21 protein-coding genes and 1 tRNA gene are annotated in these 25,051 nt (G+C 45.4%); 13 read left to right on the top strand and 9 right to left on the bottom strand.

Annotated features, from left to right (window positions below; translation table 11 throughout):
* Window positions 1-105 precede the first annotated feature (105 nt).
* Together C3Y98_RS10660 and C3Y98_RS10655 are read left to right on the top strand one after the other, a co-directional pair.
* On the top strand, window positions 106-1,122 hold the full coding sequence (locus C3Y98_RS10660) for a quinone-dependent dihydroorotate dehydrogenase (RefSeq protein ID WP_135278579.1): 1,017 nt from the start codon (window positions 106-108) through the stop codon (window positions 1,120-1,122).
* A gap of 16 nt (window positions 1,123-1,138) precedes the next feature.
* Window positions 1,139-1,753: a glutathione S-transferase gene (locus tag C3Y98_RS10655; protein WP_135278578.1), complete on the top strand. Its 615-nt coding sequence runs from the start codon at window positions 1,139-1,141 to the stop codon at window positions 1,751-1,753.
* 26 nt (window positions 1,754-1,779) lie between these two features.
* Here the strand turns inward: C3Y98_RS10655 and C3Y98_RS10650 are convergent, their stop codons facing one another.
* The 8 genes from C3Y98_RS10650 to tgt all read right to left on the bottom strand — a co-directional run bounded on the left by C3Y98_RS10650 (window position 1,780) and on the right by tgt (window position 11,191).
* A complete protein-coding gene (locus C3Y98_RS10650; RefSeq protein ID WP_135278577.1) occupies window positions 1,780-2,421 on the bottom strand; it encodes a trimeric intracellular cation channel family protein in 642 nt (213 codons plus the stop codon).
* Between the two features lie 103 nt (window positions 2,422-2,524).
* The gene (clpA, locus tag C3Y98_RS10645) at window positions 2,525-4,798 is read right to left on the bottom strand and encodes an ATP-dependent Clp protease ATP-binding subunit ClpA (RefSeq protein WP_135278576.1); all 2,274 of its coding nucleotides are present in this window, start codon (window positions 4,796-4,798) and stop codon (window positions 2,525-2,527) included.
* A 38-nt stretch (window positions 4,799-4,836) separates the two neighbouring features.
* Window positions 4,837-5,148, bottom strand: coding sequence for an ATP-dependent Clp protease adapter ClpS (clpS, locus tag C3Y98_RS10640; RefSeq protein ID WP_135278575.1), 312 nt, complete (start codon window positions 5,146-5,148; stop codon window positions 4,837-4,839).
* A gap of 100 nt (window positions 5,149-5,248) precedes the next feature.
* The gene (locus tag C3Y98_RS10635; protein WP_135278574.1) at window positions 5,249-6,520 is read right to left on the bottom strand and encodes an HlyC/CorC family transporter; all 1,272 of its coding nucleotides are present in this window, start codon (window positions 6,518-6,520) and stop codon (window positions 5,249-5,251) included.
* A gap of 202 nt (window positions 6,521-6,722) precedes the next feature.
* Window positions 6,723-7,688, bottom strand: coding sequence for a protein translocase subunit SecF (secF, locus tag C3Y98_RS10630; RefSeq protein ID WP_135278573.1), 966 nt, complete (start codon window positions 7,686-7,688; stop codon window positions 6,723-6,725).
* Between the two features lie 49 nt (window positions 7,689-7,737).
* Window positions 7,738-9,567, bottom strand: a complete 1,830-nt coding sequence (secD, locus tag C3Y98_RS10625; protein WP_135278572.1) for a protein translocase subunit SecD — start codon at window positions 9,565-9,567, stop codon at window positions 7,738-7,740.
* A 98-nt stretch (window positions 9,568-9,665) separates the two neighbouring features.
* Window positions 9,666-9,980, bottom strand: coding sequence for a preprotein translocase subunit YajC (gene yajC / locus C3Y98_RS10620; RefSeq protein ID WP_135278571.1), 315 nt, complete (start codon window positions 9,978-9,980; stop codon window positions 9,666-9,668).
* A 107-nt stretch (window positions 9,981-10,087) separates the two neighbouring features.
* The gene (tgt, locus tag C3Y98_RS10615) at window positions 10,088-11,191 is read right to left on the bottom strand and encodes a tRNA guanosine(34) transglycosylase Tgt (protein WP_135278570.1); all 1,104 of its coding nucleotides are present in this window, start codon (window positions 11,189-11,191) and stop codon (window positions 10,088-10,090) included.
* Window positions 11,192-11,376: 185 nt separating this feature from the next.
* Between tgt and C3Y98_RS10610 the strand changes: the two genes are divergently transcribed.
* From C3Y98_RS10610 to C3Y98_RS10585, 6 genes are all read left to right on the top strand, one after another.
* A complete protein-coding gene (locus C3Y98_RS10610; RefSeq protein WP_135278668.1) occupies window positions 11,377-12,027 on the top strand; it encodes a YiaD family glycine zipper/OmpA-like lipoprotein in 651 nt (216 codons plus the stop codon).
* Between the two features lie 229 nt (window positions 12,028-12,256).
* Window positions 12,257-13,039 (top strand): CDP-diacylglycerol--serine O-phosphatidyltransferase, encoded by a 783-nt coding sequence (gene pssA, locus C3Y98_RS10605; protein ID WP_135278569.1) that lies wholly within the window; start codon window positions 12,257-12,259, stop codon window positions 13,037-13,039.
* Window positions 13,040-13,436: 397 nt separating this feature from the next.
* A complete protein-coding gene (locus C3Y98_RS10600) occupies window positions 13,437-14,975 on the top strand; it encodes a 2-isopropylmalate synthase (protein WP_135278568.1) in 1,539 nt (512 codons plus the stop codon).
* A gap of 43 nt (window positions 14,976-15,018) precedes the next feature.
* Window positions 15,019-15,675: a hypothetical protein gene (locus C3Y98_RS10595; RefSeq protein WP_135278567.1), complete on the top strand. Its 657-nt coding sequence runs from the start codon at window positions 15,019-15,021 to the stop codon at window positions 15,673-15,675.
* 12 nt (window positions 15,676-15,687) lie between these two features.
* Window positions 15,688-16,572: a drug/metabolite exporter YedA gene (gene yedA / locus C3Y98_RS10590; RefSeq protein WP_135278566.1), complete on the top strand. Its 885-nt coding sequence runs from the start codon at window positions 15,688-15,690 to the stop codon at window positions 16,570-16,572.
* Window position 16,573: 1 nt separating this feature from the next.
* Window positions 16,574-17,263 (top strand): histidinol-phosphatase, encoded by a 690-nt coding sequence (locus C3Y98_RS10585; RefSeq protein WP_135278565.1) that lies wholly within the window; start codon window positions 16,574-16,576, stop codon window positions 17,261-17,263.
* A gap of 103 nt (window positions 17,264-17,366) precedes the next feature.
* Here C3Y98_RS10585 and C3Y98_RS10580 read toward each other — a convergent pair whose 3' ends face one another.
* The gene (locus C3Y98_RS10580; protein ID WP_135278564.1) at window positions 17,367-18,185 is read right to left on the bottom strand and encodes a cytochrome C assembly family protein; all 819 of its coding nucleotides are present in this window, start codon (window positions 18,183-18,185) and stop codon (window positions 17,367-17,369) included.
* Window positions 18,186-18,409: 224 nt separating this feature from the next.
* Between C3Y98_RS10580 and ffh the strand changes: the two genes are divergently transcribed.
* The 5 genes from ffh to C3Y98_RS10555 all read left to right on the top strand — a co-directional run bounded on the left by ffh (window position 18,410) and on the right by C3Y98_RS10555 (window position 25,016).
* The gene (gene ffh, locus C3Y98_RS10575; RefSeq protein ID WP_135278563.1) at window positions 18,410-19,774 is read left to right on the top strand and encodes a signal recognition particle protein; all 1,365 of its coding nucleotides are present in this window, start codon (window positions 18,410-18,412) and stop codon (window positions 19,772-19,774) included.
* Window positions 19,775-19,953: 179 nt separating this feature from the next.
* Window positions 19,954-20,029, top strand: a tRNA-Lys gene (locus tag C3Y98_RS10570).
* Between the two features lie 131 nt (window positions 20,030-20,160).
* Window positions 20,161-21,111, top strand: coding sequence for a 23S rRNA (adenine(1618)-N(6))-methyltransferase RlmF (gene rlmF / locus C3Y98_RS10565; protein WP_135278562.1), 951 nt, complete (start codon window positions 20,161-20,163; stop codon window positions 21,109-21,111).
* A 227-nt stretch (window positions 21,112-21,338) separates the two neighbouring features.
* On the top strand, window positions 21,339-22,988 hold the full coding sequence (locus tag C3Y98_RS10560) for a sensor domain-containing diguanylate cyclase (RefSeq protein ID WP_135278561.1): 1,650 nt from the start codon (window positions 21,339-21,341) through the stop codon (window positions 22,986-22,988).
* A gap of 147 nt (window positions 22,989-23,135) precedes the next feature.
* Window positions 23,136-25,016: a putative bifunctional diguanylate cyclase/phosphodiesterase gene (locus C3Y98_RS10555; RefSeq protein ID WP_135278560.1), complete on the top strand. Its 1,881-nt coding sequence runs from the start codon at window positions 23,136-23,138 to the stop codon at window positions 25,014-25,016.
* The last annotated feature ends 35 nt before the right edge of the window (window positions 25,017-25,051 follow it).

Below are 25,051 nucleotides of genomic sequence, written 5' to 3'. Positions count from 1 at the left end.
TGGCGTAAAAATAGCTCCATTAGTTGGCAGTGTATAGCTCTCATATTTTGCAAGGAGCACACACCTTGATTTTGGGGATGTTCAAGAATGCAGTAAAATCATGTTATGAATATTTACTCGCTTGCTCGTCCTTTATTATTTCAGTTTGATGCTGAATCTGTTCACGATTTTACTTTAAAAAGCTTAAAAACCGCCGAGCGGTTAGGCGTTCTAAAGTTGTGTGCATCCCCGCCTGTTTGTCAGCCTCGCACAGTGATGGGCATTACCTTTCCTAATGCAGTTGGTTTGGCGGCTGGCTTAGATAAAAATGCAGCGGTGATTGATGGGATGGCTGCCTTAGGTTTTGGCTTTATTGAAGTCGGCACTGTTACACCAAGACCGCAGCCTGGTAATCCTAAGCCACGCTTATTCCGTGTGTCTGAAGCACAAGGCATCGTTAATCGCTTTGGCTTTAATAACCTAGGTGTAGATAACCTGATAGCAAATGTGAAGGCGTCTAAGTACAAAGGCGTGCTTGGCATTAATATCGGTAAAAACTTTGATACACCCAATGAAAATGCGGTGAGTGATTATTTGATTTGTATGCGTAAAGTATATGCGTATGCTAGCTATATCACGGTGAACATTTCTTCACCAAATACAAAAAACCTGCGTGCGCTACAAGAAAAAGAGGCGTTGTCTGACTTGCTGGCAACATTAAAAGCCGAGCAGTTAAAGCTTGCTGAACAGCATGGCCGGTATGTGCCAATCGCTTTAAAAATAGCGCCAGATTTAGAGCTGGCACAAGTCAATGAAATTGCAGATTTGCTCATGACGCATAAAATTGATGGTGTGATTGCCACCAATACCACGCTCTCGCGTGATGCGGTACAAGGCATGCAAAACGCGGCAGAAACTGGTGGCTTGTCTGGTGCGCCAGTGCGAGATAAATCTACAGTAGTGATTCAGCAGTTATCGCAGCGCCTGCAAGGCGCGTTACCGATTATTGGGGTAGGCGGTATTTTAAGTGGTGCTGATGCGGTAGAGAAAATTGCGGCCGGTGCGAGCTTAGTGCAGTTGTACAGTGGTTTAATCTATAAAGGCCCGCAGCTTATTCGTGACGTAGCGCAGGCATTGGGCTAATTTCCGTTTTCTGTCGATGACCCTGCCGATTTTATATTCGTATCGCCGTTGTCCTTATGCCATGCGTGCCCGCATGGCATTAAAGTATGCCGGTATTGCAGTAGAAATACGCGAGATATCATTGCGTGATAAACCTGCGCATTTGCTCGAAGTTTCACCTAAGGGTACCGTCCCTGTATTAGTGACAGCCCATGGTGCGGTATTTGAACAAAGCTTGGATATCATGCATTGGGCATTGCAACAAAACGATCCAGACGGCTGGCTCTCGGCAGACGTAGCGCAAACACAACAGCTCATTACTGAGAACGATACCAGTTTTAAGCAGGCTTTAGATCGCTATAAGTACGCGATACGCTTTCCTGAGCAAGCGATGGAGGACTATCGTTCACTTGGTGAGGTGTATTTAGCCAAGCTGGAGCAGAAGCTAAGCCAAACAGCCTTTTTGATGGGAGCTAAGCTGACCTTAGCCGATATTGCTATCTTTCCATTTATTCGCCAATTTTCTGCGGTAGATGCTGCGTGGTTTGAGTACGCAAGCTATCCTAAGTTAAAGGCATGGCTTGATTTGATGCTGTCGTCTGTGCTGTTTAATAGCATTATGGAGAAGCATCCGGTCTACGCTGCGCCCTAAGTCAGTTGGCTATCAATCGCCAACGTTTAGTTCGACTCTGTTTTCCAGTGCGGTAGGCGCCATTCAAAATAAATCGCCAAGATACGTAATATCGTCATCAAGGCAGCAGGAATAAAGATACAAAGCCAGGATGCCAGATTGAGCTGGTTAAGCAAACACACCAGCAAGCCACCTAAAAACGCAATCACCGCATATGGCTGGTAATCACTGAAAGCTTTGGGGATTTCGTCGCAAAAAATATCTCGTAATACACCTCCAAACACCGCAGTCATTACCCCCATTAAGGTACAAACAATCACAGGCAGTTGCTGCTGTAATGCGATTTGTGTGCCTAGTGCGGCATATAAACCTAAGCCTAATGCATCGGGGATGAGAATGGCGCGCTCGGTAAGTTGTATATGTTTATTGCGCATGAACAACATGGCCAGCATACATACGCATAACATGAGCCATATCCAGTTGGCATGATCAACCCAGAAGAAGGGGCGCCGATCAAGCAGTACGTCGCGTAAAGTGCCGCCACCAAAGGCCGCCACCCCGGTGACGACAAACACGCCAAAGGCATCTAGCTTTTTTCTAGCGCCAGCAACCAGCCCAGAAAGCGCAAAAGCTGAGGTGGCAAAAATCTCAATAGCCACTTGTAGCGTGGATGCAGTGACATCAACCATGGCTTAATACCTTAATAACAAGTGGGTGACTGTTTGCTTACTCAACAATACAACAGCATCGTGCGTTGCAGCACGATGCTGGTCAGCAAACAGCCAGTGAGATTTAAGTGGTTGCTAAGTCTTTAGCTTCGTTCTGATTATTTTCTTCAAAGATGAGTTTTACTTCGTCTTTGTCATCAATATCCACATGTACACTGCCGCCATTAGCCAGTTTGCCAAATAGCAATTCATCAGCCAGCGCTTTACGGATAGTGTCTTGTATCAGCCTTGCCATTGGGCGAGCACCCATTTGTGGATCAAACCCTTTTTTGCCGAGGTAGGTCTTGAGAGCATCACTAAATGTTGCCTCAACTTTTTTCTCATGCAACTGGTCTTCCAACTGAATCAGGAATTTATCCACAACGCGGATAATGATGTCGTGCGATAGCGCTGTGAATGAAACGGTAGCATCCAACCTGTTACGGAACTCTGGAGAGAATAAGCGTTTGATATCAGCCTGTTCATCACCAGCTTGTTTCGCAGTGGTAAAGCCCATGTTGGATTTAGATAAACTCTCAGCACCAGCATTGGTAGTCATAATGATGGTAACGTTTCTAAAGTCAGCTTTGCGGCCATTGTTATCTGTGAGCGTACCGTGATCCATCACTTGCAATAAGATGTTAAAAATATCTGGATGCGCTTTTTCAATTTCATCTAATAGCAATACGCAGTACGGATGCTTCGTAATCGCCTCTGTCATTAGGCCACCTTGTTCAAACCCTACATAGCCTGGAGGCGCACCAATCAGGCGTGAAACCGCATGGCGCTCCATGTATTCGCTCATGTCAAAACGAATCAGCTCAATACCCATAATATAAGCTAATTGCTTGGCGACTTCTGTTTTACCCACACCAGTTGGGCCGCTGAACAGGAAGCTACCAATAGGTTTGTTATTTTGCCCCAAGCCGCTACGTGCCATTTTAACGGCAGAAGATAGCGCTTCAATGGCTTTGTCTTGACCAAATACCACGGCTTTCAAGTCGCGCTCTAGTGTTTTTAGCGCGTTGCGGTCGTCTGAAGAAATGTTTTTGGGCGGAATACGTGCCACTTTGGCAATAATGTCTTCAATTTCTTTATTGCCAATGACTTTCTTCTGTTTCGATTTTGGCAAGATGCGTTGTGCCGCGCCCGCCTCATCAATCACATCAATCGCTTTATCTGGCAGGTGACGGTCATTGATATATTTAGCAGACAACTCTGCCGCTGTGGTGAGCGCCGCCGCTGTGTATTTCACGCTATGATGCGTTTCAAAGCGTGATTTAAGCCCTTTGAGGATCTCAATTGTCTCAGCTACGCTAGGTTCTACTACATCTACCTTTTGGAAGCGGCGAGATAGCGCGTGGTCTTTTTCAAAGATACCGCGATACTCTTGGTAAGTGGTTGCACCTATGCATTTAAGTGAGCCATTAGATAATGCCGGTTTCAGTAAATTACTTGCATCCAATGTGCCGCCACTGGCAGAGCCTGCGCCAATCAGTGTGTGAATCTCATCAATAAACAAAATCGCGTCAGGTTTTTCTTCCAACTGTTTCATTACCGCTTTTAAGCGCTGTTCAAAGTCGCCACGGTATTTAGTGCCGGCAAGCAAGGCACCCATGTCGAGTGAGTACACCACTGCGTTGGCAAGTACGTCTGGAATATCTTTTTCTACAATACGGCGAGCCAGACCTTCAGCAATCGCCGTTTTACCAACGCCAGCTTCACCTACCAGTAATGGGTTGTTTTTGCGGCGGCGGCATAAGGTCTGTACCACGCGCTCCAGTTCAGATGCGCGGCCGATCAGCGGGTCTATTTTCCCAGCGACAACCTGTAAGTTCAGGTTGAGGGTGTAGTTCTCAAGTGCGCCATTCGGCGCGGCCTCTGGCTCGGCTTCTTGCTCACCACCTTCTGGTTTAGCAGTTTCACCGATTTTTGAAACGCCATGTGAAATGAAGTTGACAATGTCTAGGCGAGTAATGCCTTGCTGATGCAAGAAGAATACCGCGTGTGAATCTTTTTCACCAAAAATGGCTACGAGCACGTTCGCGCCCGTCACTTCTTTTTTACCTGAGGACTGTACATGCAACATAGCGCGCTGGATTACACGTTGGAAGCCCAGTGTTGGTTGCGTATCCACATCATCCTGCCCAATCACGGTTGGGGTGTGTTCTTCAATGTACTGGTTTAACTCGGTACGTAATGTCTCTAATTTTGCGCCGCAGGCACGCAAAACCTCTGCCGCGGTTGGATTATCAATCATTGCGAGCAGCAAATGCTCAACCGTGATGAGCTCGTGGCGTTTTTGTCTTGCGTCCATAAACGCCATGTGCAAACTAACTTCTAATTCCTGCGCTATCATCTCGGTACCTAACTTTCTATTATGTATCTCGCCTACATTTATGCCATTTCAATGATGCACTGCAATGGATGTTGCGATTGCCTTGCATAGCTCACTACTTGATTCATCTTTGTTTCTGCAATGTCTTGTGGGTAAATGCCGCATATACCAGCACCCTCAGTATGTACTTTGAGCATAATTTGCGTTGCTTGTTCACGACTCTTGTTAAAAAAACGCTCAATTACTTCAACAACGAACTCCATTGGGGTGTAGTCGTCATTTAACAGTAGCACTTTAAACATGGGGGGTAATTTTGGTTTTGCAACCTCAGGCTTAAGTGCAATGTCATTTTCGTGCGGTTTATTTGCCATAGTATGAGTCTATTTTGAGCCAAACTGAAAAAAATTCAAGTGTAATTTGGTGTATCTTCAAGAGATATTGTTGCGAACAGGCAATCAGTGACTGCTTAGGCTAAGGGAAGATTTTGACGCTTTTTACAATTCTATCTTGTGTCTGCAATATCTCGAGACGGTGTGGGCCAATTTTGAAGCTGGTGTTAGGCTCGGGGATGTCTTCAAAATGTTCAAGAATCAGGCCGTTGAGCGTGCGAGGGCCATCCAGTGGCAATTCAAGATTTAATTTTTTATTAAGGTCGCGTAGTGTGCTGGTGCCATCAGCTAGCCAGCTACCGTCCTCTTCTTGGTGGTAGCTGCCAAGTCTGGAAGGCAATTGGGTATTAAAGTCACCAATCACTTCTTCTAAAATATCTTCTAAGGTGACCAAGCCTTTTAGCTCACCATATTCATCCACCACCAGCGCAATCCGCTCGTGGTTCTCCTGAAATTGCTGGATTTGCGTAAATAAAGGTGTGCCGGATGGAATGAAGTAAGAATCATCAATCACTTCAAGCAGCGCGGCTTTACTAAAGTCATCTCGTAGGTAGTGCTCACGCAGTTGATTGATCACTCTACGTACATGCAAAATACCAATGATTTCTTCAGACTCGCCCTGGCGCACAGGCAGACGCGTGTGGTGTGTATTGGTAATGTGGCTCAGGATATCTTCTAATGGCGCGTCAAAGTTAATGCTTTCAATCATGGTGTGCGCCGTCATGACATCATCTACAGTGATTTTTTCTAGCTCAAACAGGTTTAACAATATTGTGCGGTGCTTCTTTGGCATAAAGTGGCCAGCGTCAGTCACAATGCTGCGTAGTTCGTCCATGGTGAGTGATTGTGCTTGCGCATCAAAATTCACTTTAACTCTAAGTATGCGTAATAAGCCCACAACAAACAAGTTAACAAACCATACGATTGGATATAGGGCTTTTAGTAATGGGTACAAAATGTAGCTTGCGAAAAACGCTAGCTTTTCTGGGTATGCCGCTGCGATGACTTTGGGCGAGATTTCACTAAACACTAAAATAGCAAAAGTCACGGTCATGGTGCCAAACATCAGGGTCCATTCCCCTTCACCAAACAGCTCAACGACGATAATGGTGACTAAAGTAGCGGATGCTGCATTGGCAAAGTTATTGCAGAGTAGGATTACCCCTAGCAGCTTGTCGGTTTTTAGCAGCAAAAATGTTGCTAGCCTTGCTCCACGATGCCCTTGGTTCGCTAAATGTTTTAAACGATAGCGGTTAACCGACATCAAGCTGGTTTCAGCTAGTGAGAAAAAGCCTGAAATTAACAGCAGAACGGCTAAGGCGCCAAGCTGCCAAGAAATGGGTATGTTGTCCAAAGTATGATGTGATGGTTACTACGAAGAGGTAGTGTATACGTGATAAGGGGTTAGAACAAGTGCCGTGATTCTCTGCACCATACTGAGAGGGGTTTATACTGAATGGCTAAGAAGCGGAAGTGGCTAAAATGCTTTGTATAGGGAATGCAATGCGCTACAGCAACCTTTAGATTTGTTAGGTTGTTGTAGCGCTATCGTTGTTTTAAGCAAACTCTGATGGGTCTGGATCAGGATGCGTTTCTTTTTTATCGCTGTCTTTCTTTTCCACATCACTCATTAGGTTGGCACGACTAACACCCAACCACATGGCAATCGGGCAAGCTACCAGCACTGATGAGTAAATACCAAATAAAATACCAATGGTCAGTGCGAGGGCAAAGTTGTGTAACACTTCACCGCCAAATAGCAACATAGACAGCACCATCAGCTGTGTAGAAAAGTGCGTGATGATAGTGCGTGACATGGTGCGTGTAATCGCATTATCAATCACGTGGGTGACAGTAGCTTTACGCATTTTGCGGAAGTTCTCACGCACTCGGTCGAACACCACCACAGATTCGTTCACTGAGTAACCTAATACTGCGAGTACTGCTGCCAGTACTGTCAGGTTGAACTCCCATTGAAAGAACGCGAAAAAGCCCAAAATAATAACTACATCATGCATATTTGCAATGATTGCCGCAACTGCAAAGCGCCATTCAAAACGTAGTGCTAGATAAATCATAATGCCTGCAATCACCAACAACAGGGCTAGCGAGCCTTTTTCATATAGCTCGGTACCCACTTGCGGGCCTACGAACTCAATGCGGCTCATTTGTACTGAGTCATCAACTGCTTTAAGTGAGCCGAGTACTTTGTCTGAAAGCTGTGCACCAGTAAGACCCGTTCTGACTGGTAAACGAATCAGCACGTCACGGCTAGTACCAAAGTTTTGTACGGTTGCATCTTTCAAGCCGATGCTATCAATCGTGGTGCGGATCTTGTTCAGGTCTGCGGCGTGCGGGTAGTTCACTTCAATCATGGTGCCGCCGGTGAAGTCCACACCAAAATTCAACCCACGTGTAGCAAGAAACACAACTGCGAGTACAAAGGTAATCATGGAAATGGCTGTGGTTAAACGGCCATAGCTCATGAAGGGGATGTCTTTTTTTACTCTAAAAAATTCCATAGTTTTTACTCTATATTTTTGTCTGAGGGCGCTAAATTAACTGGAGCGCTTAACCAATTGAAAGGTGTGTTGTTTTACGACGGCTACCGTAAACCCAGTTAACAATCGCACGTGAAACCACTACCGCACTGAACATAGAGGTGAGGATGCCTAGTACGTGTACAACTGCAAAGCCTTTCACTGGGCCTGTGCCGAATAAGAATAAGGCAATGCCGGCGATCATAGTGGTGACGTTAGAGTCTAGAATCGTATCCCAAGCACGGTCATAGCCGATATGGATTGAAGCTTGCGGCGTATTGCCGCTATGCAACTCCTCGCGGATACGCTCGTTAACCAATACGTTGGCGTCAATCGCCATCCCCAGCGTTAGTGCTACCGCCGCCAATCCAGGTAAGGTTAATGTTGCTTGCAGCATGGAAAGTATAGCCACGAGTAGTAGTAGGTTAATGCCTAGCGCCAGTACTGAAATGCCACCAAATGCTAGGTAATAAATAATCATGAATACCGCAATCGCTGCGAAACCCCACAAGGTAGAGTGCATGCCGCGTTTGATGTTTTCTTCACCCATGCTTGGGCCAACGGTACGTTCTTCAATGATGTCCATTGGCGCAGCCAATGCACCGGCACGTAATAGTAAAGAGATGTCAGTTGCCTCTTGTGTGTTAGCCATACCTGAGATTTGTACACGGCCGCCACCAATTTCTTCGTTAATCACTGGTGCGGTGACTACTTCGGTATTGCCTTTTTCAATTAGCAAAATGGCCATACGTTTGCCCACGTTTTCACGTGTGACTTGTTGGAATACGCGAGCGCCGCGTGCGTCCAGTGTTACGTTCACCACTGATTGCCCTGTTTGCCCATTCACGCCAGGGCCGGCATCGGTAATGTAGTCGCCGGTGAGTACTACGTTCTTTTTCACGAGAATCGCACGACCTTCGCGGTCTTTAAAGGCATCGGTACCAACAGGTGCTTGCCCTTTCTCAGCTTTTTCTAAAGTCATGGCATCTGACTTTTCTTCATCTACCAAACGAATCTCAAGCGTAGCAGTACGGCCTAAAATTTCTTTAGCTTTGGCGGTATCCTGCACGCCAGGTAACTGCACGACCACACGGTCTGTGCCTTGTTGTTGAATAATAGGCTCAGCAACACCTAGTTCGTTGATTCGGTTGTGCAGTGTTTGAATATTTTGTTTTAGTGCAAATTCCTGAATACGTTTTTGCTCAATCGCATTCAATGAAGCGCTAAGTACAATATCTTCGCCATTGACGCTATCTTTAAGCGTAAGGTCAGGATATTGATTGCTGATGATTTTTCTGGCTTTTGCTAGTTCAGTCGCACTGGTGAAGCGGATTTGTACGGTTTGACCTTCGCGCGTTACGCCAGCGTATGAAACACGCTCTTTACGCAATGCCGTTCTGAAGTCACCAACAAAGCGTTCTGCGGCTTTGTCTAGTGCGGCCTTCATGTCCACCTGAAGCAGAAAGTGCACGCCGCCGCGTAAGTCTAAGCCCAAGTACATAGGTTTAGCGCCTATGCTGCGTAGCCAGTCTGGCGAGCGTGATAGCAAGTTTAAGGCAACAGTATAGTCGCTGCTTAGGTTTGCTTGTAGCAGGTCTTTGGCTTTGATTTGCGTGTCGGTATTTGCAAAGCGCGCTTTTACACCACGTGCATCTAAATAAATGCCGTCGTATGCAATTTTTTCTTTTTGCAGAATCTGTTCTACTTGCGCAAGTAAAGTAGGGTCAACCTTGCTGGTACTTTTTGCAGGTGTGACTTGAATTGCGGGTGATTCACCAAACAGATTGGGGATGGCGTAAATCAACCCCATCAGAATCATGAAGACAACAAAAATGTTTTTCCACAGTGGGTAGCGGTTCATAGTCAGACTCTAGTCAACGGTTTGCAGGTACTTAAAAGCAGTGATGCAAAATGTTTAGTTAAATTTAGGATGGTGCTTAGGGATTAAAAGCCTTGGGCTTAGATGCTTTTAATTGTACCTTTTGGCAATGCGCTTTGAATTGCATGCTTTTGCACGGTAATTTCAGTGTTAGCTGCAATTTCCAGCGTAATAAATGCATCAGTTACCTTAGTAACCTTGCCAACAATGCCGCCAGAAGTAACTACTTCATCACCTTTTTGTAGTGCAGCAATCATGTTACGTTGCTCTTTTGCTTGTTTCATCTGCGGACGAATAATCATAAAGAAGAACAGTAAAAAGATTACGATTAGTGGTAAAAAGCTAGTGAAATCTGTAGCAGGCGCTGTTGCAGCATAAGCATTTGAAATAAACACGATATAACTCTCTTTAAAAAAACTTAAAAAATGATCTAAAAATTAGCCTTGAATTCTAGCACATACTGTATCTGAATGCAGACGGTGTAGATTTTCGTTCAGTTGACTCAGGTCAAGCTTTTGCGCTTTGCTGCAAACTCTTGCTTGAACTTGTCAAACGTACCTGCTTCAATCGCATTACGCATGCCACTCATCAGTTGCTGGTAATAATGCAGATTGTGTATGGTGTTGAGGCGTGAGCCCAAAATCTCACCAATTCTATGCAAGTGGTGCAGATATGCGCGTGTAAAGTTACGGCAGGTATAGCATGTACAGTCTGCATCCAGTGGGTTGGTGTCGTTTTTGTAGCTGGCATTTTTAATTTTCACGTCGCCATATTGCGTAAAGAGCCAGCCATTGCGTGCGTTGCGCGTTGGCATGACGCAGTCGAACATATCTACGCCTTGTGATACGGCAGCGACCAAGTCTTCAGGCGTGCCAACACCCATCAAATAGCGCGGTTTTTCTTGCGGCATCTTGGGTGCAGTGTGCGCCAATATACGTAACATATCCTCTTTAGGTTCGCCTACTGAAAGGCCGCCAATCGCATAACCATCAAACCCAATTTGCTCTAAACCTTCGCGAGAAACGTCGCGCAGTTCTTCGTGCATGCCGCCTTGAATAATGCCAAACAAGGCATTCGGGTTGCCTTGGTGCGCTTGCTTACTACGCTTTGCCCATCTGAGTGAAAGCTGCATAGAGTCGTTTGCCTCTTTGAGAGTGGCAGGATAAGGCGTGCACTCATCAAAAATCATGACGATATCTGAGTTCAAAACACGCTGGATGCGCATAGATTCTTCTGGGGTGAGGAAGCATGAGTCACCATTGATAGGAGAGCGGAATTTAACGCCCTCTTCCGTAATCTTGCGTAAATCACCGAGACTCCAAACCTGGAAGCCGCCTGAATCCGTCAGGATGGGTTTATCCCAGCCCATAAATTTGTGTAGGCCACCATGTGCCGCAATCACTTCTAGCCCTGGACGCAACCATAGATGAAATGTATTGCCGAGTACGATATGTGCATCAATCTCGGTTAGCTCCAGCGGCGACATGGCTTTAACTGTACCGTAAGTGCCAACTGGCATGAACGCAGGCGTTTCCACTTTGCCGTGCGCTAGTTCTAAAGTGCCGCGACGTGCGAGACCATCTTGTTTGTGTAAGGTAAATTGCATGGTAAAACAATAATATTTTGAATGTCGCGATACTAACATAATATGTTTATGTTTGTAGGAGTCAGCTAGTGCTGACATGCTGTAACTTTAGGGACTTAAATATTCTGAATGTTGAGCCTTATTAAAACTATTTTGGCTGGCTGCAATCCAACGGTTAGCATTAATATAAATATCTGGAGGATATGATGAAAAATAAAATGGTAGTAAGCTCGGTAATATTGGCTTTGGTGCTTGGTGGTTGTGCCAATATGACAGAAACCCAAAAAGGGACGGCCAAAGGTGCTGCGATTGGTGCGGGTGCAGGTGCCGTTGTAGGTGCGATTGCGGGTAAAGGTAAAGGTGCTGCAATTGGCGCAGCAGTTGGCGCTGCTGCAGGTGCCGTTGCTGGCAACGTCTGGACGAAACGTCAAGAAGAGCAAAAAAAGAAAATGGAGGAGGCGACAGCTGGTACTGGGGTAGGTGTGACACAGACCGCAGATAATCGCTTGAAGCTAGACATTCCTAGTGATATTTCCTTTGATGTGGGTCGTGCCGACATCAAATCAAATTTTAGAACTGTGCTGGATACTTTTGCCACCAGTTTGATGGATAATCCGGCAAGTAACGTGACTGTGATTGGCCATACGGACAGTACAGGTAGCGACGCTGTTAATAACCCGCTATCGTTAAATCGCGCTGCGAGTGTGCGTGATTATGTTGCAGCACGTGGTGTGGCTTCCAGCCGTATTGCAATTGAAGGCAGAGGTTCTCGTGAGCCCTTGTTCGCCAATGATACTGCTGCAAATCGTGCAAAAAATCGTCGTGTCGAAATTTTTGTAGCTGAACCAGCTAAGTAATGTAGGCGCTCGCTTGTTTTATGGTGAGCAATAGGCGCTAAAACAAAGCCGGCTATTTGCCGGCTTTGTTTTGTAGGTCACCTTGGTATCAGCATTAAGATTAAAGGTCAGTGTTTTAGAAAAAGTTTAAAGTCAGTAGTCCTGAAATTTGATTTCGAGTATCGCAACAGGCTTTGCTATACTAATCAAAAATTTAAATATGATCATATATAAAGGTATGATGTAAAACATGATTGAACCTAAACAAAAAACACTTCGTCGTAACGCTGACTCACCATCTTTACGTGAACGTGGTATTTATTTATTACCTAATTTATTTACTTCTGCGGCTTTGTTTGCTGGTTTCTACGCAATTGTACAAGCCATGAATAGTAACTTTGAGCAGGCTGCTGTTGCAATTTTTATCGCAATGGTGATGGATGGCTTAGATGGTAGGGTCGCGCGGATGACGAATACACAGAGTGCTTTTGGTGCGGAGTACGATAGCTTGTCAGATATGGTGTCGTTTGGTGTTGCTCCGGCACTTATTTTGTATGTTTGGGCACTTAAGCCTTTAGGTAAGCTGGGTTGGATTGCAGCATTTATTTATTGTGCTTGTGCGGCACTGCGTTTGGCTAGATTTAATACCAAGCTGGATGATGTGAATCAAGATAAGCGCTATTTCCAAGGTTTGCCTAGCCCTGCGGCTGCCGCTTTGCTGGCTGGCTTCGTATGGGTGTCTTATGAGTATGGCGTAAATGGCCGCGATGTGTTTTTTGGCGTGTTGCAAATGAAATGGATGGCATGGTGCATCACGGTATTTGCTGGCGCCTCTATGGTAAGTGATCTACGTTATTACAGCGGTAAAGATATCAACCTGAAAGCGAGCGTGCCGTTTTTTGTCATCCTCGGCATTATGTTGGGCTTTGTGCTGATTTCATATAGCCCGCCTGAAGTATTGTTTCTGATCATGGCAATCTATGCACTTTCAGGCTATGTGATGTGGCTACGTGGGAAATTTACTGCCAGATAATTTAAATCTCCTTGGTTTGAATCTGGTGAATTGATCCCCAAGTCCAAGTGCTTAAGTAATACACAAGGTTAATTAAGATTTATTGATCATCATGATAAATAAATTCAAATACTTAAGCACTTGCGAAACCACTTAAAAAACATTATATTGCTAGTACTATGTTTAATTTTAATATTACATTTACTCAGTATGCGCTGCATCAATATGCCAGCGCCGATTTGCTACGCAAATTATCTGCTTTACGCCTTCTTAGCTTTCTGCGCTAGTGCGCAGACTAAAACATACCCCCAATTCAAGTATTACTTACGCGCATCCATTGTTTGCATGAGATGCCAGCTAGCAGCCTGTTGCCTTGTAGTGACAGGCTCAAACAAAATAAAAACTTAAGGTAATTATCATGACACAAGACCAAATTATTATTTTCGATACGACATTGCGTGATGGCGAGCAGAGCCCAGGTGCAGCAATGACCAAAGAAGAAAAAATCCGTATTGCACGCCAGCTTGAGAAGTTGGGTGTGAATGTGATTGAAGCAGGTTTTGCGGCGGCAAGCCCTGGCGATTTTGATGCGATTCATGAAATTGCAAAAATCATTAAAAACTCAACAGTCTGCTCATTGGCGCGTGCCAGCGAGAACGATGTACGCCGTGCCGGTGAAGCAATTAAACCTGCTGCAAAAGGACGTATTCATACATTTATCGCCACCAGCAAAATCCATATGGAAAATAAACTCCGTATGACAGAAGATCAAGTGGTTGAGCGCGCGGTGCAGGCGGTGAAATGGGCGTTGGAATATACAGATGATGTTGAGTTCTCTGCTGAAGATGCTGTGCGCTCAGATGTAGATTTTTTGATTCGTGTATTCGACGCAGTGATTCAAGCCGGCGCCAAAACCATTAATGTGCCAGACACCGTAGGCTATTCTATCCCTGCGGCATGGGGCGAGCGTATGCGTGAATTGATTGCACGTGTGCCTAACAGTAACAAGGTGGTGTGGTCTACGCATTGCCATAATGACCTTGGCATGGCGGTGGCAAACTCCTTGGCTGCGGTGATGGCTGGTGCACGTCAGGTTGAGTGTACGATTAATGGTTTGGGTGAACGTGCAGGTAATGCAAGTTTGGAAGAGGTGGTCATGGCGGTGAAAACACGCGGTGACATCTTTAATTTAACGACAAGCATTGACGCAACACAAATCGTACCAACCAGTAAGTTGGTTTCTTCTATCACTGGCTATCCGGTGCAGCCTAACAAGGCGATTGTAGGGGCTAATGCCTTTGCGCATGAGTCTGGCATTCATCAGGATGGCGTGTTGAAGCATCGTGAAACGTACGAAATTATGCGAGCTGAAGATGTGGGTTGGAACGCAAATAAATTAACCTTGGGTAAATTGTCTGGCCGCAATGCATTTAGAACTCGCTTGAAAGAGTTAGGCATTGAACTTGAAACTGATGATTTGTTAAATGCAGCGTTTGCACGCTTTAAAGATTTGGCAGACAAAAAATCTGAAATTTTTGATGAAGACTTACATGCTTTGGTAAGCGATGAGTTTATATCTGAAGCAAGCGAAAATTATAAGTTGGTGTATTTGCAAGTAGCATCACAAACAGGTGAAGTGCCACACTCCTTGATTACAGTGAGTGATAACGGCAGTGAGAAAAAAGCTGAGGCTGATGGCAGTGGCCCTGTAGATGCCACATTCAAGGCGATTGAGCATATTGTAAATAGCGGTGCTGAGTTATTGCTTTACTCCGTGAATAACATTACCAGCGGCACAGACGCCCAAGGCGAAGTTACCGTACGTCTTTCTAAGGGTGGGCGTATTGTCAATGGTCAAGGTGCGGACACTGATATCGTGGTGGCCTCAGCAAAAGCTTATTTAAATGGTTTGAATAAGTTACATAGCAAGCTAGAGCGTGCGCATCCTCAAGTGTAGTTTTTGAGTGCGCATGTGTTGTTAAACTAAGTCGGGCGAATCCATGAGTTTGTTAGGGCAGATGAAGCTTCAAGCGAAGCAAACGCTTGAGGAGAAAAGCAATCAAAGCAAACTAAGTGCTGATTCGCTCGCTTTGCGCAATGCAAAGCTTAAAGAGGTTTTCAATTATTGGCGTGAATTCTCTGAGCTAATTAGAGTAATTGAGCCTGAGTTCGCCCATGTAATTTCATTACCTAGCATCGGTGATTTGTCCGGGTTAAGAGTGACCGAGCCTTTTGCTGAGTACCGATATAAGCTCTTGAGTAATGAGACTTTCTCTGACGAGGTTAGTCATGTTTCATTGTTCTATTTTTACAAAGCGCCTCAGGTTTTTAAGTTTGAGCGGGAGTTAGGTATTGCGCAGCGCGTTAAAGATGTGTTGTGGCGTTATGGCATTGTGCATACTGCAGAAGATGTGAAAAATGAGTATGCACGGGTGGCCGGGGTCTCTTTTACTATTCCCTGGCAAGTCAAAGGTTCAATCCTGGTCACGGCATTATCTGATTCTGAAGTGTTGCATTTTTCCTTAAAAAATATTGCAAAGCTAGGTGAGATGGAATTGGAAATGCCTTTTGATCAGGTGGATGCAACATTCTTGGATGAGCTTTCTAAACTACTGCTAGGGCAGGACAATTTTTTTTGGAAACTTGCTAAGTTCTAGCAGAGTAACAATATGCGTCTACGTATGAGTCGGCAATCGCTTTTGATTGTATTGGCACTGTTCTGCACCTACTTTATTTGGGGCTCAACCTATTTAGCCATTCGTTTTGGGATAGAAAGCTTTCCGCCATTTTTAATGGGAGGAATACGCTTCACTGTCGCCGGCGTAGTTTTGTTTGTGGTGATGCGTTACTTGGGTGCGGCTATGCCCTCTGGGCGTGAATGGCTTGGTGCGGGCGTGGTCGGTTTACTGCTGCCTGCATTGGGTAATGGTACTGTGTGTTATGTGCAGCAAACGATTTCATCCAGCGTTGCTGCGCTATCAATTGCCACCGCACCGATCTGGATGGCAATTTTTTCCTCAATTTGGGGGCATAAAATTACGCTAAAAGAGTGGTTAGGTATTGCCATCGGTCTAGCGGGTATTGTGTTGCTGAACTTGGGCGGCAGTTTTGAAGGTGATTTTACTAGCGCCTTCTTACTGATATTTGCTGCGGCGAGTTGGTCGTTTGGCTCGGTTTGGGGTAAGCATTTAGCGATGCCGGCGGGTTTGATGGGCGCCGCGTGCCAGATGCTTGTAGGAGGGCTGGCGCTGTTGTTAGCAAGTGCTTACGCTGGTGAGGCATGGCCTCAGCAAGTGTCGCCTAAGTCATGGGGCGCGCTGTTGTTTTTGATTGTACTGGGGTCGTTAGTTGCATACAGTGCATACCAGTACTTGCTGAAAACGGTGCGGCCTTTGGTTGCCAGCAGTAATACTTTTGTAAACCCGATCGTGGCGTTTGCTGTGGGGATTTGGTGGGCGGGGGAGCATGTGACCATGGTTGAAATGGTCGCATTGGGTGTGATTTTGGTCGGTGTGTTTTTAGTACTTTCTGTAACGAACGATAAAGATATTTAATATGAAACAAGACGTAACTCCAGCGCAGAATTTAGCGTTGTTTGACTTAGATAATACTTTGCTGGCTGGTGATAGTGATTACAACTGGGGCATGTTTTTGATTGGTGAAGGCTTGCTGGATGGTAAGACACACCAAGCGCGCAACGACCAGTTTTATCAAGATTATAAAAACGGCAATCTGGATATTTATAAATTTCTTGAGTTTCAGCTAAAGCCGTTAAGTGAACACTCTAAAGAGTTTTTAGATACGCTACATTTGAAATATATGGAGCAAGTGATTCGCCCGATGATGACCGTGAGGGCGCAAGAGCTAGTAGATCAGCATAAGGCGGCAGGAGATTTATGCGTTGTGATTACGGCAACCAATAGCTTTGTCACAAAGCCGATTGCCAGTGCATATGGGATTGAGCATTTAATTGGTACCGATCCGGAAATGGTCAATGGCCGATACACGGGAGGCGTGCAAGGCGTGCCGAGCTTTCAAGAGGGTAAGGTAACGCGTATTAATGCTTGGTTAAATGCGCGAGGTCAGCAATTAGGTGATTTCGCGAAAAGCTATTTTTACAGTGATTCACACAATGATTTGCCGTTAATGAAGTTAGTGACCAACCCTGTCGCTGTTGATGCGGATGCTACACTTGCTAGCTATGCGGAGCAACATGATTGGCCGCGTATTAGCTTGCGCTCATAAGGCGTTCTGCATAGTCGGCGTATTCATACTACGCTGATTAATAATCTACACAACGTTTACGCTAGAGGCCGCCGATGCTTCTAGCGCTTGTTGTTCCAGCCGCCTAGTGTCCTAATAGAATCTGCGAAACAAACTTACTGCCGATATAAGCCAGCACCAGCAGGACGAACCCGGTGAGGGTCCAGCGAATGGCTTTTAATCCACGCCAGCCGTATTGGTATCTGCCAAATAATAGCCCTGCATAGATAAACCAACTGGCAATCGAAAAGATGGTTTTATGGTTGAATTGTACTGGCTTGTGGAACAGTGCCTCAGAGAACCACATACCGCTCACTAACGTTGCAGTGAGTAAAATAAATCCAAACCCTATCATTTTAAATAACAGGCTTTCCATCACCATTAATGGCGGAAAGCTAGGTAGTTTAATCAGCGTGGTTTTGTGGTGCAGGTTTCGTTCTGCAATGGTCATCAGCAATGCATGTAGTGCAGCAAACGTAAATAGGCTGTAGGCAATCATGGCTACCCAGATATGCGCAATAAACAGCGGGTTGCCAGATTCCGGCAAGAAATGCGTTTCGGTGAAGAAGGCAGGTAGCAATGAGAATACCGCAGCCGGTGGTAATACAAACGCTTGCAGGCTATATAACTGATGATTGCGGTCCGTTACCCAATACACCAAAACCGTTAACCAAAGTATTGCCGAAATTGACTGATAAAAGCCTAAATTAAAACCGATAGCGAAAATGCTTTGGTGTAATAGCCAACCATGAATCAGTAAGCCCAAGGCAATCATTGCTGAGTGCAGTTTCAATGCATCAGGTTTTATATTGGCATGGTTTGGTGCTTTTGCACCGCGCCAGAAATCAATAGCCACTGCCATATAAATGAACGCAACAATAAAATAAGGAATTAATTTTTGCATAGTGCAATTATGGCGCAATTAGCGTGTAAATATAATAGTTGAGATTAATAAATATAAGATTTATCACATGGCGCAATACGCCAGTAGGCAGTAACGCAATCTAGCTACCAGTACCAAAGCTTATACTTACTTAAAATATTGGATTGATTAAACAAATGTATTAATAGGACACGTCTGGCGCTTGATGTAAAATTAGGCCTAATATTATTTGTACGAGTATAAAAATGCTAGAAAACCTGACCGGACGCTTGCAGGGCGTCATTAAAAACTTACGTGGGCAAGCACGCTTAACTGAAGAAAACATCGCCGATGCGATGCGTGAAGTTCGAATGGCCTTGCTGGAAGCTGACGTTGCCTTGCCCGTAGTGAAGGATTTTATTGCTGCGGTGAAGCTGCGTGCACAAGGTAAAGAAGTGTTGCAGAGCTTAACACCAGGTCAGGCTGTGATTGAAGTGGTGAATGATGAGTTGACCTCTCTCATGGGTAAGGCGAATGAAGGCTTGAACTTGGCAGCAGTGCCGCCAGCTATTATTTTAATGGCAGGTTTGCAGGGTTCGGGCAAAACCACGACTTCGGCCAAGTTGGCAAAGTTATTAAAAGAGCAAAAAAAGAAGGTGTTGTTAGCGAGTGCTGACGTTTATCGTCCTGCCGCGATTGAGCAGCTTAAAACGTTGGCGAAGCAACTGGAGATTGAGTGCTTTGACAGTAATGCAAGTCAGGCACCGCTTGATATTGCCACTGCGACCTTGGATTTTGCAAAACGCGGTTATTACGATGTGGTGATTTTCGATACGGCAGGTCGCCTAGGCATTGATGAAGCGATGATGGCTGAAATCAAAGCATTGCACGCCTTCTTGAACCCGATTGAGACCTTATTTGTGGTCGACGCGATGCAGGGTCAGGATGCTATTAATACGGCGAAAGCGTTTGGTGATACTCTGCCATTAACAGGTGTTGTTTTAACCAAGCTAGACGGTGACTCACGCGGCGGTGCGGCTTTGTCGGTTCGCCATGTGACAGGTAAACCCATCAAGTACATTGGGGTGAGTGAAAAAGTGGACGGCTTAGAGCCATTTTATCCAGACCGTATGGCATCCCGTATTCTCGGGATGGGTGATGTACTGGGCTTGATTGAGCAAGCACATAAAAATGTAGACATGGCTGAGGCGCAAAAGCTGGCCGATAAAGTTAAATCAGGTAAGAACTTTGATTTAGATGACTTTAAAGCGCAAATGTCTCAAATGCGCAAAATGGGAGGGATGGGAGCACTGATGGATAAAATGCCGTCACAACTGGCAGGTATGGCAGCCAAAGTGAACCCAGATGATGCAGATAAGAGCATCCGCCGCATTGAGGGTATTATCAATAGCATGACGCCGTTGGAGCGTCGTAAACCAGAGCTGATTAAGGCAACGCGTAAAAAACGTATTGCGGATGGTTCTGGGGTGCAAGTGCAGGAAGTGAATCGTTTATTGAAGCAGTTTGAAGAAACGCAGAAAATGATGAAGATGTTTAGCAAAGGCGGCATGGCAAAAATGATGCGCAGCATGGGTGGCTTGATGGGCGGCAAACTGCCGGGAATGCGTTAATGGGTGGTTTGGGTGGATCAGTATAATTTTAGTAAGTCTTGTTAAAACAATCTCTTACGGAAAAGCGAAAACTTTTTTACAAAATAATTAAGTTATTTGTGAATTTTTCATTGACCAACCTGATAGTTTCTATATAATGGCGACCTTTCGTAAGTAGCACGATTAATTACGAAATGAATGGGGTGTTAGCTCAGCTGGTAGAGCAGCGGACTTTTAATCCGTTTGTCGTGGGTTCGATCCCCGCACACCCTACCAAGATATATAAGGCTTAATCAGAAATGATTAAGCCTTTTTCTTTTGTGCGATCACTTCCGATTAGCGCTATTATTTAATCCGTACATGTAGCCTTTGGGTACTTATCTTTTTAATCTGCCTATCAAATATTAGTGAAACCTGAAAACACCAAATCTGCGTTGCATCCGCGTAATCGACATCGCGAGCGCTATGATTTCGATGCGCTGATTCAAACTAGCGCGGCGCTAGCCCCGCATGTGCAATTAAATGCGTACGGCGATGCTTCTATTGATTTTGCAGATGCGCAAAGTGTTAAAGCGCTTAATCAGGCCTTACTTAAGCAGTTTTATGCGGTGGATGTTTGGGATATTCCTAAACATTACCTATGTCCGCCCATCCCCGGGCGTGCAGATTACTTGCATTACCTTGCCGATTTGTTGGGGGAGACGGGTGGTGAAGTGCCGCGTGGGCCATCTGCGCGCGTGCTGGATATCGGTGTAGGTGCAAATATGATTTATCCACTGATTGGTACCCGTGAATATGGCTGGCGGTTTGTAGGTGCGGATATCGATGCTAAAGCACTGCGGAATGCACAGCAGATTGTGGATGCGAACGCACTGGCGGATGTAATTGAACTGCGTTTGCAGGTTACGCCAGCATCTATTCTTAAGGGCGTGATTCAGCAGGGCGAGTCATTTGCGTTGACGATGTGCAATCCGCCGTTTCATGGCTCATTAGCTGAGGCACAGGCGGGTACGCAACGTAAGTGGAGAGGCTTGGGTAAGCATGTAGCCAAACCTGGCGTAAGTGGTAAGTCTGCCGTATTGAATTTTGGTGGGCAAGGGGCCGAGTTGTATTGTGCTGGCGGTGAGGAGGCCTTCGTCACTAGCATGGTGAAGGAGAGTAAGCAGTTTGCGGCACAGTGTGTATGGTTTACTACACTGGTATCAAAAGCCGCAAACTTGCCTAGCGTTTATCGAGCACTCAAAAACGTGCATGCACACGAGGTGAAAACGATAGAAATGACGCAAGGCCAAAAGCAAAGTCGCATCGTGGCTTGGACATTTTTAGATGCCAACCAACGGAGGCGCATCTTGGGGTGATGCGACGGATAGTCTGATCCGGATAATGAATGCCAGCTTCAGTGCTATATGTATGTGATACAAAAAAAACAGCCTAATCGACATCTGATTAGGCTGTTTTGTTTTGGCTGGGCGAGGTGGCAAAAGTAGCTAGCCGCTACGGCGATGTATATTTCTTGACAAGCTCTAGCGCTGGTAGCACAGTAGGTTTTGATAATGGTCGCTTGTTTAATTGATTGAAAGTCAACATGATGGCTAGCAAACAACAAGAAAATACATCCGCTATTAAATTCATGTTTGTTTTAGCGCTTGATGCGCTCGTTTGCGAGCAGATAGAGGGGGATGCCAAGCCATTAACCGGATGGAGTTCTGCGCGGCTGTCCGTATCTAACCCCACACTCAAAAGTTTATTTCATCCAGACGACCTGGATATTTATGATGCCATTTTCTCACACTCATCCCAGATAGAGCCCGTTAGCCTGACGTTCCGGATTGTTGATAAAAAGGGACAGGCTAAGATTTTGAGGGCTACTTATCAGAAACATCTGGATGTCGATCAATTAAAAACACTTATTACGCTCACGCTGGCTCAGCCCGAGCTCAACCTTGAGGTTGCACAAGGCATGATGTATGACAGCTTTTTTGCGATGCTGGAAAATACGGATGATTACATTTATTTTAAGGATATCAATCATCAGTTTACTAGTGCGAGCCAAACGCTAGTGGATGTCACTCAAGGTATTACGCATTGGTCAGACTTGATTGGTAAGACCGACTACGATGTTTTATCCAGAGAATATGCCGATATTTATTACACCTTAGAGAAAAAGATTTTTAATGGGTTTTTACCTATGGCGCAAGAGGTACAGCCGCTACTGGATAATCACGGTAAGCTTGGTTGGGTTGATAACCGAAAATATGCGATGAAAGATAAGGACGGCAATATTATTGGTTTGTTTGGTATTGCCAGAGACATTACCGACTTGAAGGAGGCTGAGGCGCGGCTGCGTAAAAGTGAAGATAGAATGCGCCTTGCCTTACTGGCGGCAAACCAAGCTTGGTTTGATTTAGATATCAAAACGGGTGAGATGACGACAAGTGACGAGTATCCCCAAATTTTGGGTTACGCAGAAGGCGAGCTAGATCATAGTTTGCAGGAGTGGCAGGCAGCATTGCATCCTGAAGATAGCGCTAGAGTGATGTCTATATTAAATGCGTGCTTGGCGGGCGGTGACTCAGCCTCTGTTGATTATCGGCGCCTTGCGAAAAATGGAGATTGGGTTTGGATGAGTAGCGTGTTCAAGATTGCTGAGTTTAACGAGCAGAACCAGCCGGTGAGTATGATAGGGGTGCATGCCAATATTAATAGCCGTAAATTGCTGGAGCTTGAGCTTAGCCAAAAGGCACAAATTGATTACCTGACAGCGCTCAATAATCGCGGTTATTTTATGGAGCTGGCAGAGAAAGAGCTTAGCCGAAGCCAGCGCTATCAAAAAGAGATGGCCATTTTTATGATGGATATCGATTTTTTTAAGAAAATTAATGATAGTCACGGCCATAAAATTGGCGATATAGTGCTGAAAAAATTAGCAGATGTGTGTCGCCAAACTTTACGTGAGGTTGATATTATTGGACGTATTGGGGGTGAGGAGTTTGCTATTTTGCTGCCGGAAACCAATCATGTAGAGGCGCTTGAAGCAGCTGAGCGCCTGAGACTTGCTGTAGCTAACTCCGAAGTTCCGATGAAGGATGGTTTGCCTGTGCAATATACGGTCTCAATCGGTGTGTCCTCTGTGCTATCTGCTGATGACAATATTGATATGTTGCTCAGCCGCGCGGATAAGGCACTTTATCAGGCAAAGCAGTCGGGGCGTAATCGGGTGTGTGCGGCCGCCTAGTGTTGTTGTCTGGTCACGCTGTTTTTGGATGTTAGGTGTGATGCGTGGTTGTGAAAAGCTTAATTTTTATTTTTTCTGCTTATTAATTAGTGAGCATATAAGTTAATATTCAGCTTGATTTTGTCTGGTCTACTTTAAGGGAGCGTCATGTTTTTTATTGAGCTGATTCACAATACTGCTTTGTTAGTTGCGCTCACAACAATCTACCAAGTCGCCTCCTCCCGTAATAAAAAAAATCCGTTCACACAAACATTATTTTTTGGGTTCTTATTTGGTATTGCCGGTGTGATTGGCATGATGACCCCCGTGCAGTACGGTAATGGCGTTATCTTTGATGGACGCTCCATTATTTTGTTTGTTGCAGGCATGTTTGGCGGCCCATTTGTGGCGGCGTTGAGTGCATCGATTATTGGCGCATACCGGATATGGCTTGGTGGCGCTGGTGTTTATATTGGGGTGATTGTCACCGTGATGGCTGCATTAACCGGTGTTGCGTTTTATTATTATCGTAAAAGTGTGGGCGGCTCCTTGAACGCACTGCAACTGCTAGGCGCCGGGCTGCTGGTGCACATCGTGATGTTGCTACTCTTTTTATATTTACCTGACGGCATAGGTATTTGGATTGATAAGCAGCTTGGCCCCACGATTATTTTGTTTTATCCGGTGGCAACGATGCTCATTTTCCTGCTTTTTCAGGATTACGAAGAGAAAGAGCATGGTCATGTTGAACTACACCGTTTGGCATACTACGATTCATTGACCGGCTTACCGAATCGCTCACTGCAGATTGATCGTCTTAATCGTGCCTTGTTGGAGTGCAAAAACACTGGTGCTAAAGGCGCGCTCATTTTATTAAATCTCGACCGTTTTAAAACGCTCAATGAAGCGCGTGGGCATGCGGTAGGCGATATGCTGCTATGTTATATCGCAGATAGGCTTAAACTGCTGGTAGAGGCTGATGGCATGCTAGCTAGAATGTCTGCAGACGAGTTTGCTGTGCTGGTTCAGCGAAATGTCAACGATACAACAGAGATAGACTCTGTCGTTAACCATTTGCTGGATAAAATTAGGGTGCAACTTAAGCTTCCAATTCAGCTGGGAGACGACGAACTCATTGCTTCAGGTAGTATTGGTATTGCTACCTTTCCTGTGAGTATTGAAGATGATGCGGGTGATGTATTTCGCCGAGCGGATACTGCCATGCATCGTGCCAAACAGAATGGTGGTAATCAAAGTATCTTGTTCGAGCAGTCGATGGCCAGCGTGGCTGAGCAGCGCTTCAAAATTGAGCGTGAACTGCGTTTAGCAATCCCTGCCGGGGAGCTAATGCTGTATCTGCAATCGCAAGTGAATGCGGCCGGCGTGGTGGTTGGCGCAGAGTCTTTAGTGCGTTGGCAACATCCCGAGCGTGGTTTGGTCCCGCCTTCTTTATTTATTCCAGTGGCTGAAGAGACCGATTTGATTGTGGATGTGGATGTTTGGGTGCTCACTGAAACTTGTCGGATTCTGGCAAGACAGGATATCTACAGTTTGCCGATTCGCGTATCGGTCAATATTAGCCCAAGACACTTCCGTCAGCGTAGTTTCGTTTCTAGCATTAAAACAATTTTAGCGGATACAGGTGCTGACCCAACCCATTTGACGTTGGAGGTAACGGAAGGGTTGGTGATTGATAACATTAGTGAAGTGATTGCTAAAATGACCGAGCTTACTTTACTGGGGATACACTTTTCTCTGGATGATTTTGGTACCGGTTACTCCTCGCTCAGTCATCTTAAGCGGTTGCCGATTCATGAGTTAAAGATAGATAAAACCTTTGTGCAGGATGCGCCGCATGATCCGGATGATGCCGCTTTGGTTGAATCTGTACTGGCAATTGCCAAACATATGCAATTAAACGTGGTGGCTGAAGGTGTGGAAACACAAGAGCAAGCAGACTTTTTAAACGCCAGAGCAGAAGTGATCCACCAAGGATACTTGTACAGTAAGCCTGTGCCTGCAAGTAGCTGGATTCAGCATCTGGTGTGATGATAATCACACTGGTCATCTGCCAGATTGATTCA

The sequence above is a fragment of the Methylotenera oryzisoli genome, from assembly GCF_004661485.1.
Lineage (GTDB): Bacteria > Pseudomonadota > Gammaproteobacteria > Burkholderiales > Methylophilaceae > Methylotenera > Methylotenera oryzisoli.
The sequence above is the reverse complement of the archived record's forward strand: the minus strand, read 5'-3'. Positions and strand labels throughout refer to the sequence as shown.

Coding starts and splice junctions, on each gene's coding strand:
- C3Y98_RS10660 (WP_135278579.1), top strand. CDS start 106: ATGAATATTTACTCGCTTGCTCGTCCTTTATTATTTCAGTTTGATGCT.
- C3Y98_RS10655 (WP_135278578.1), top strand. CDS start 1,139: ATGACCCTGCCGATTTTATATTCGTATCGCCGTTGTCCTTATGCCATG.
- C3Y98_RS10650 (WP_135278577.1), bottom strand. CDS start 2,421: ATGGTTGATGTCACTGCATCCACGCTACAAGTGGCTATTGAGATTTTT.
- clpA (WP_135278576.1), bottom strand. CDS start 4,798: ATGATAGCGCAGGAATTAGAAGTTAGTTTGCACATGGCGTTTATGGAC.
- clpS (WP_135278575.1), bottom strand. CDS start 5,148: ATGGCAAATAAACCGCACGAAAATGACATTGCACTTAAGCCTGAGGTT.
- secF (WP_135278573.1), bottom strand. CDS start 7,688: ATGGAATTTTTTAGAGTAAAAAAAGACATCCCCTTCATGAGCTATGGC.
- secD (WP_135278572.1), bottom strand. CDS start 9,567: ATGAACCGCTACCCACTGTGGAAAAACATTTTTGTTGTCTTCATGATT.
- tgt (WP_135278570.1), bottom strand. CDS start 11,191: ATGCAATTTACCTTACACAAACAAGATGGTCTCGCACGTCGCGGCACT.
- C3Y98_RS10610 (WP_135278668.1), top strand. CDS start 11,377: ATGAAAAATAAAATGGTAGTAAGCTCGGTAATATTGGCTTTGGTGCTT.
- pssA (WP_135278569.1), top strand. CDS start 12,257: ATGATTGAACCTAAACAAAAAACACTTCGTCGTAACGCTGACTCACCA.
- C3Y98_RS10600 (WP_135278568.1), top strand. CDS start 13,437: ATGACACAAGACCAAATTATTATTTTCGATACGACATTGCGTGATGGC.
- C3Y98_RS10595 (WP_135278567.1), top strand. CDS start 15,019: ATGAGTTTGTTAGGGCAGATGAAGCTTCAAGCGAAGCAAACGCTTGAG.
- yedA (WP_135278566.1), top strand. CDS start 15,688: ATGCGTCTACGTATGAGTCGGCAATCGCTTTTGATTGTATTGGCACTG.
- C3Y98_RS10585 (WP_135278565.1), top strand. CDS start 16,574: ATGAAACAAGACGTAACTCCAGCGCAGAATTTAGCGTTGTTTGACTTA.
- C3Y98_RS10580 (WP_135278564.1), bottom strand. CDS start 18,185: ATGCAAAAATTAATTCCTTATTTTATTGTTGCGTTCATTTATATGGCA.
- ffh (WP_135278563.1), top strand. CDS start 18,410: ATGCTAGAAAACCTGACCGGACGCTTGCAGGGCGTCATTAAAAACTTA.
- C3Y98_RS10560 (WP_135278561.1), top strand. CDS start 21,339: ATGATGGCTAGCAAACAACAAGAAAATACATCCGCTATTAAATTCATG.
- C3Y98_RS10555 (WP_135278560.1), top strand. CDS start 23,136: ATGTTTTTTATTGAGCTGATTCACAATACTGCTTTGTTAGTTGCGCTC.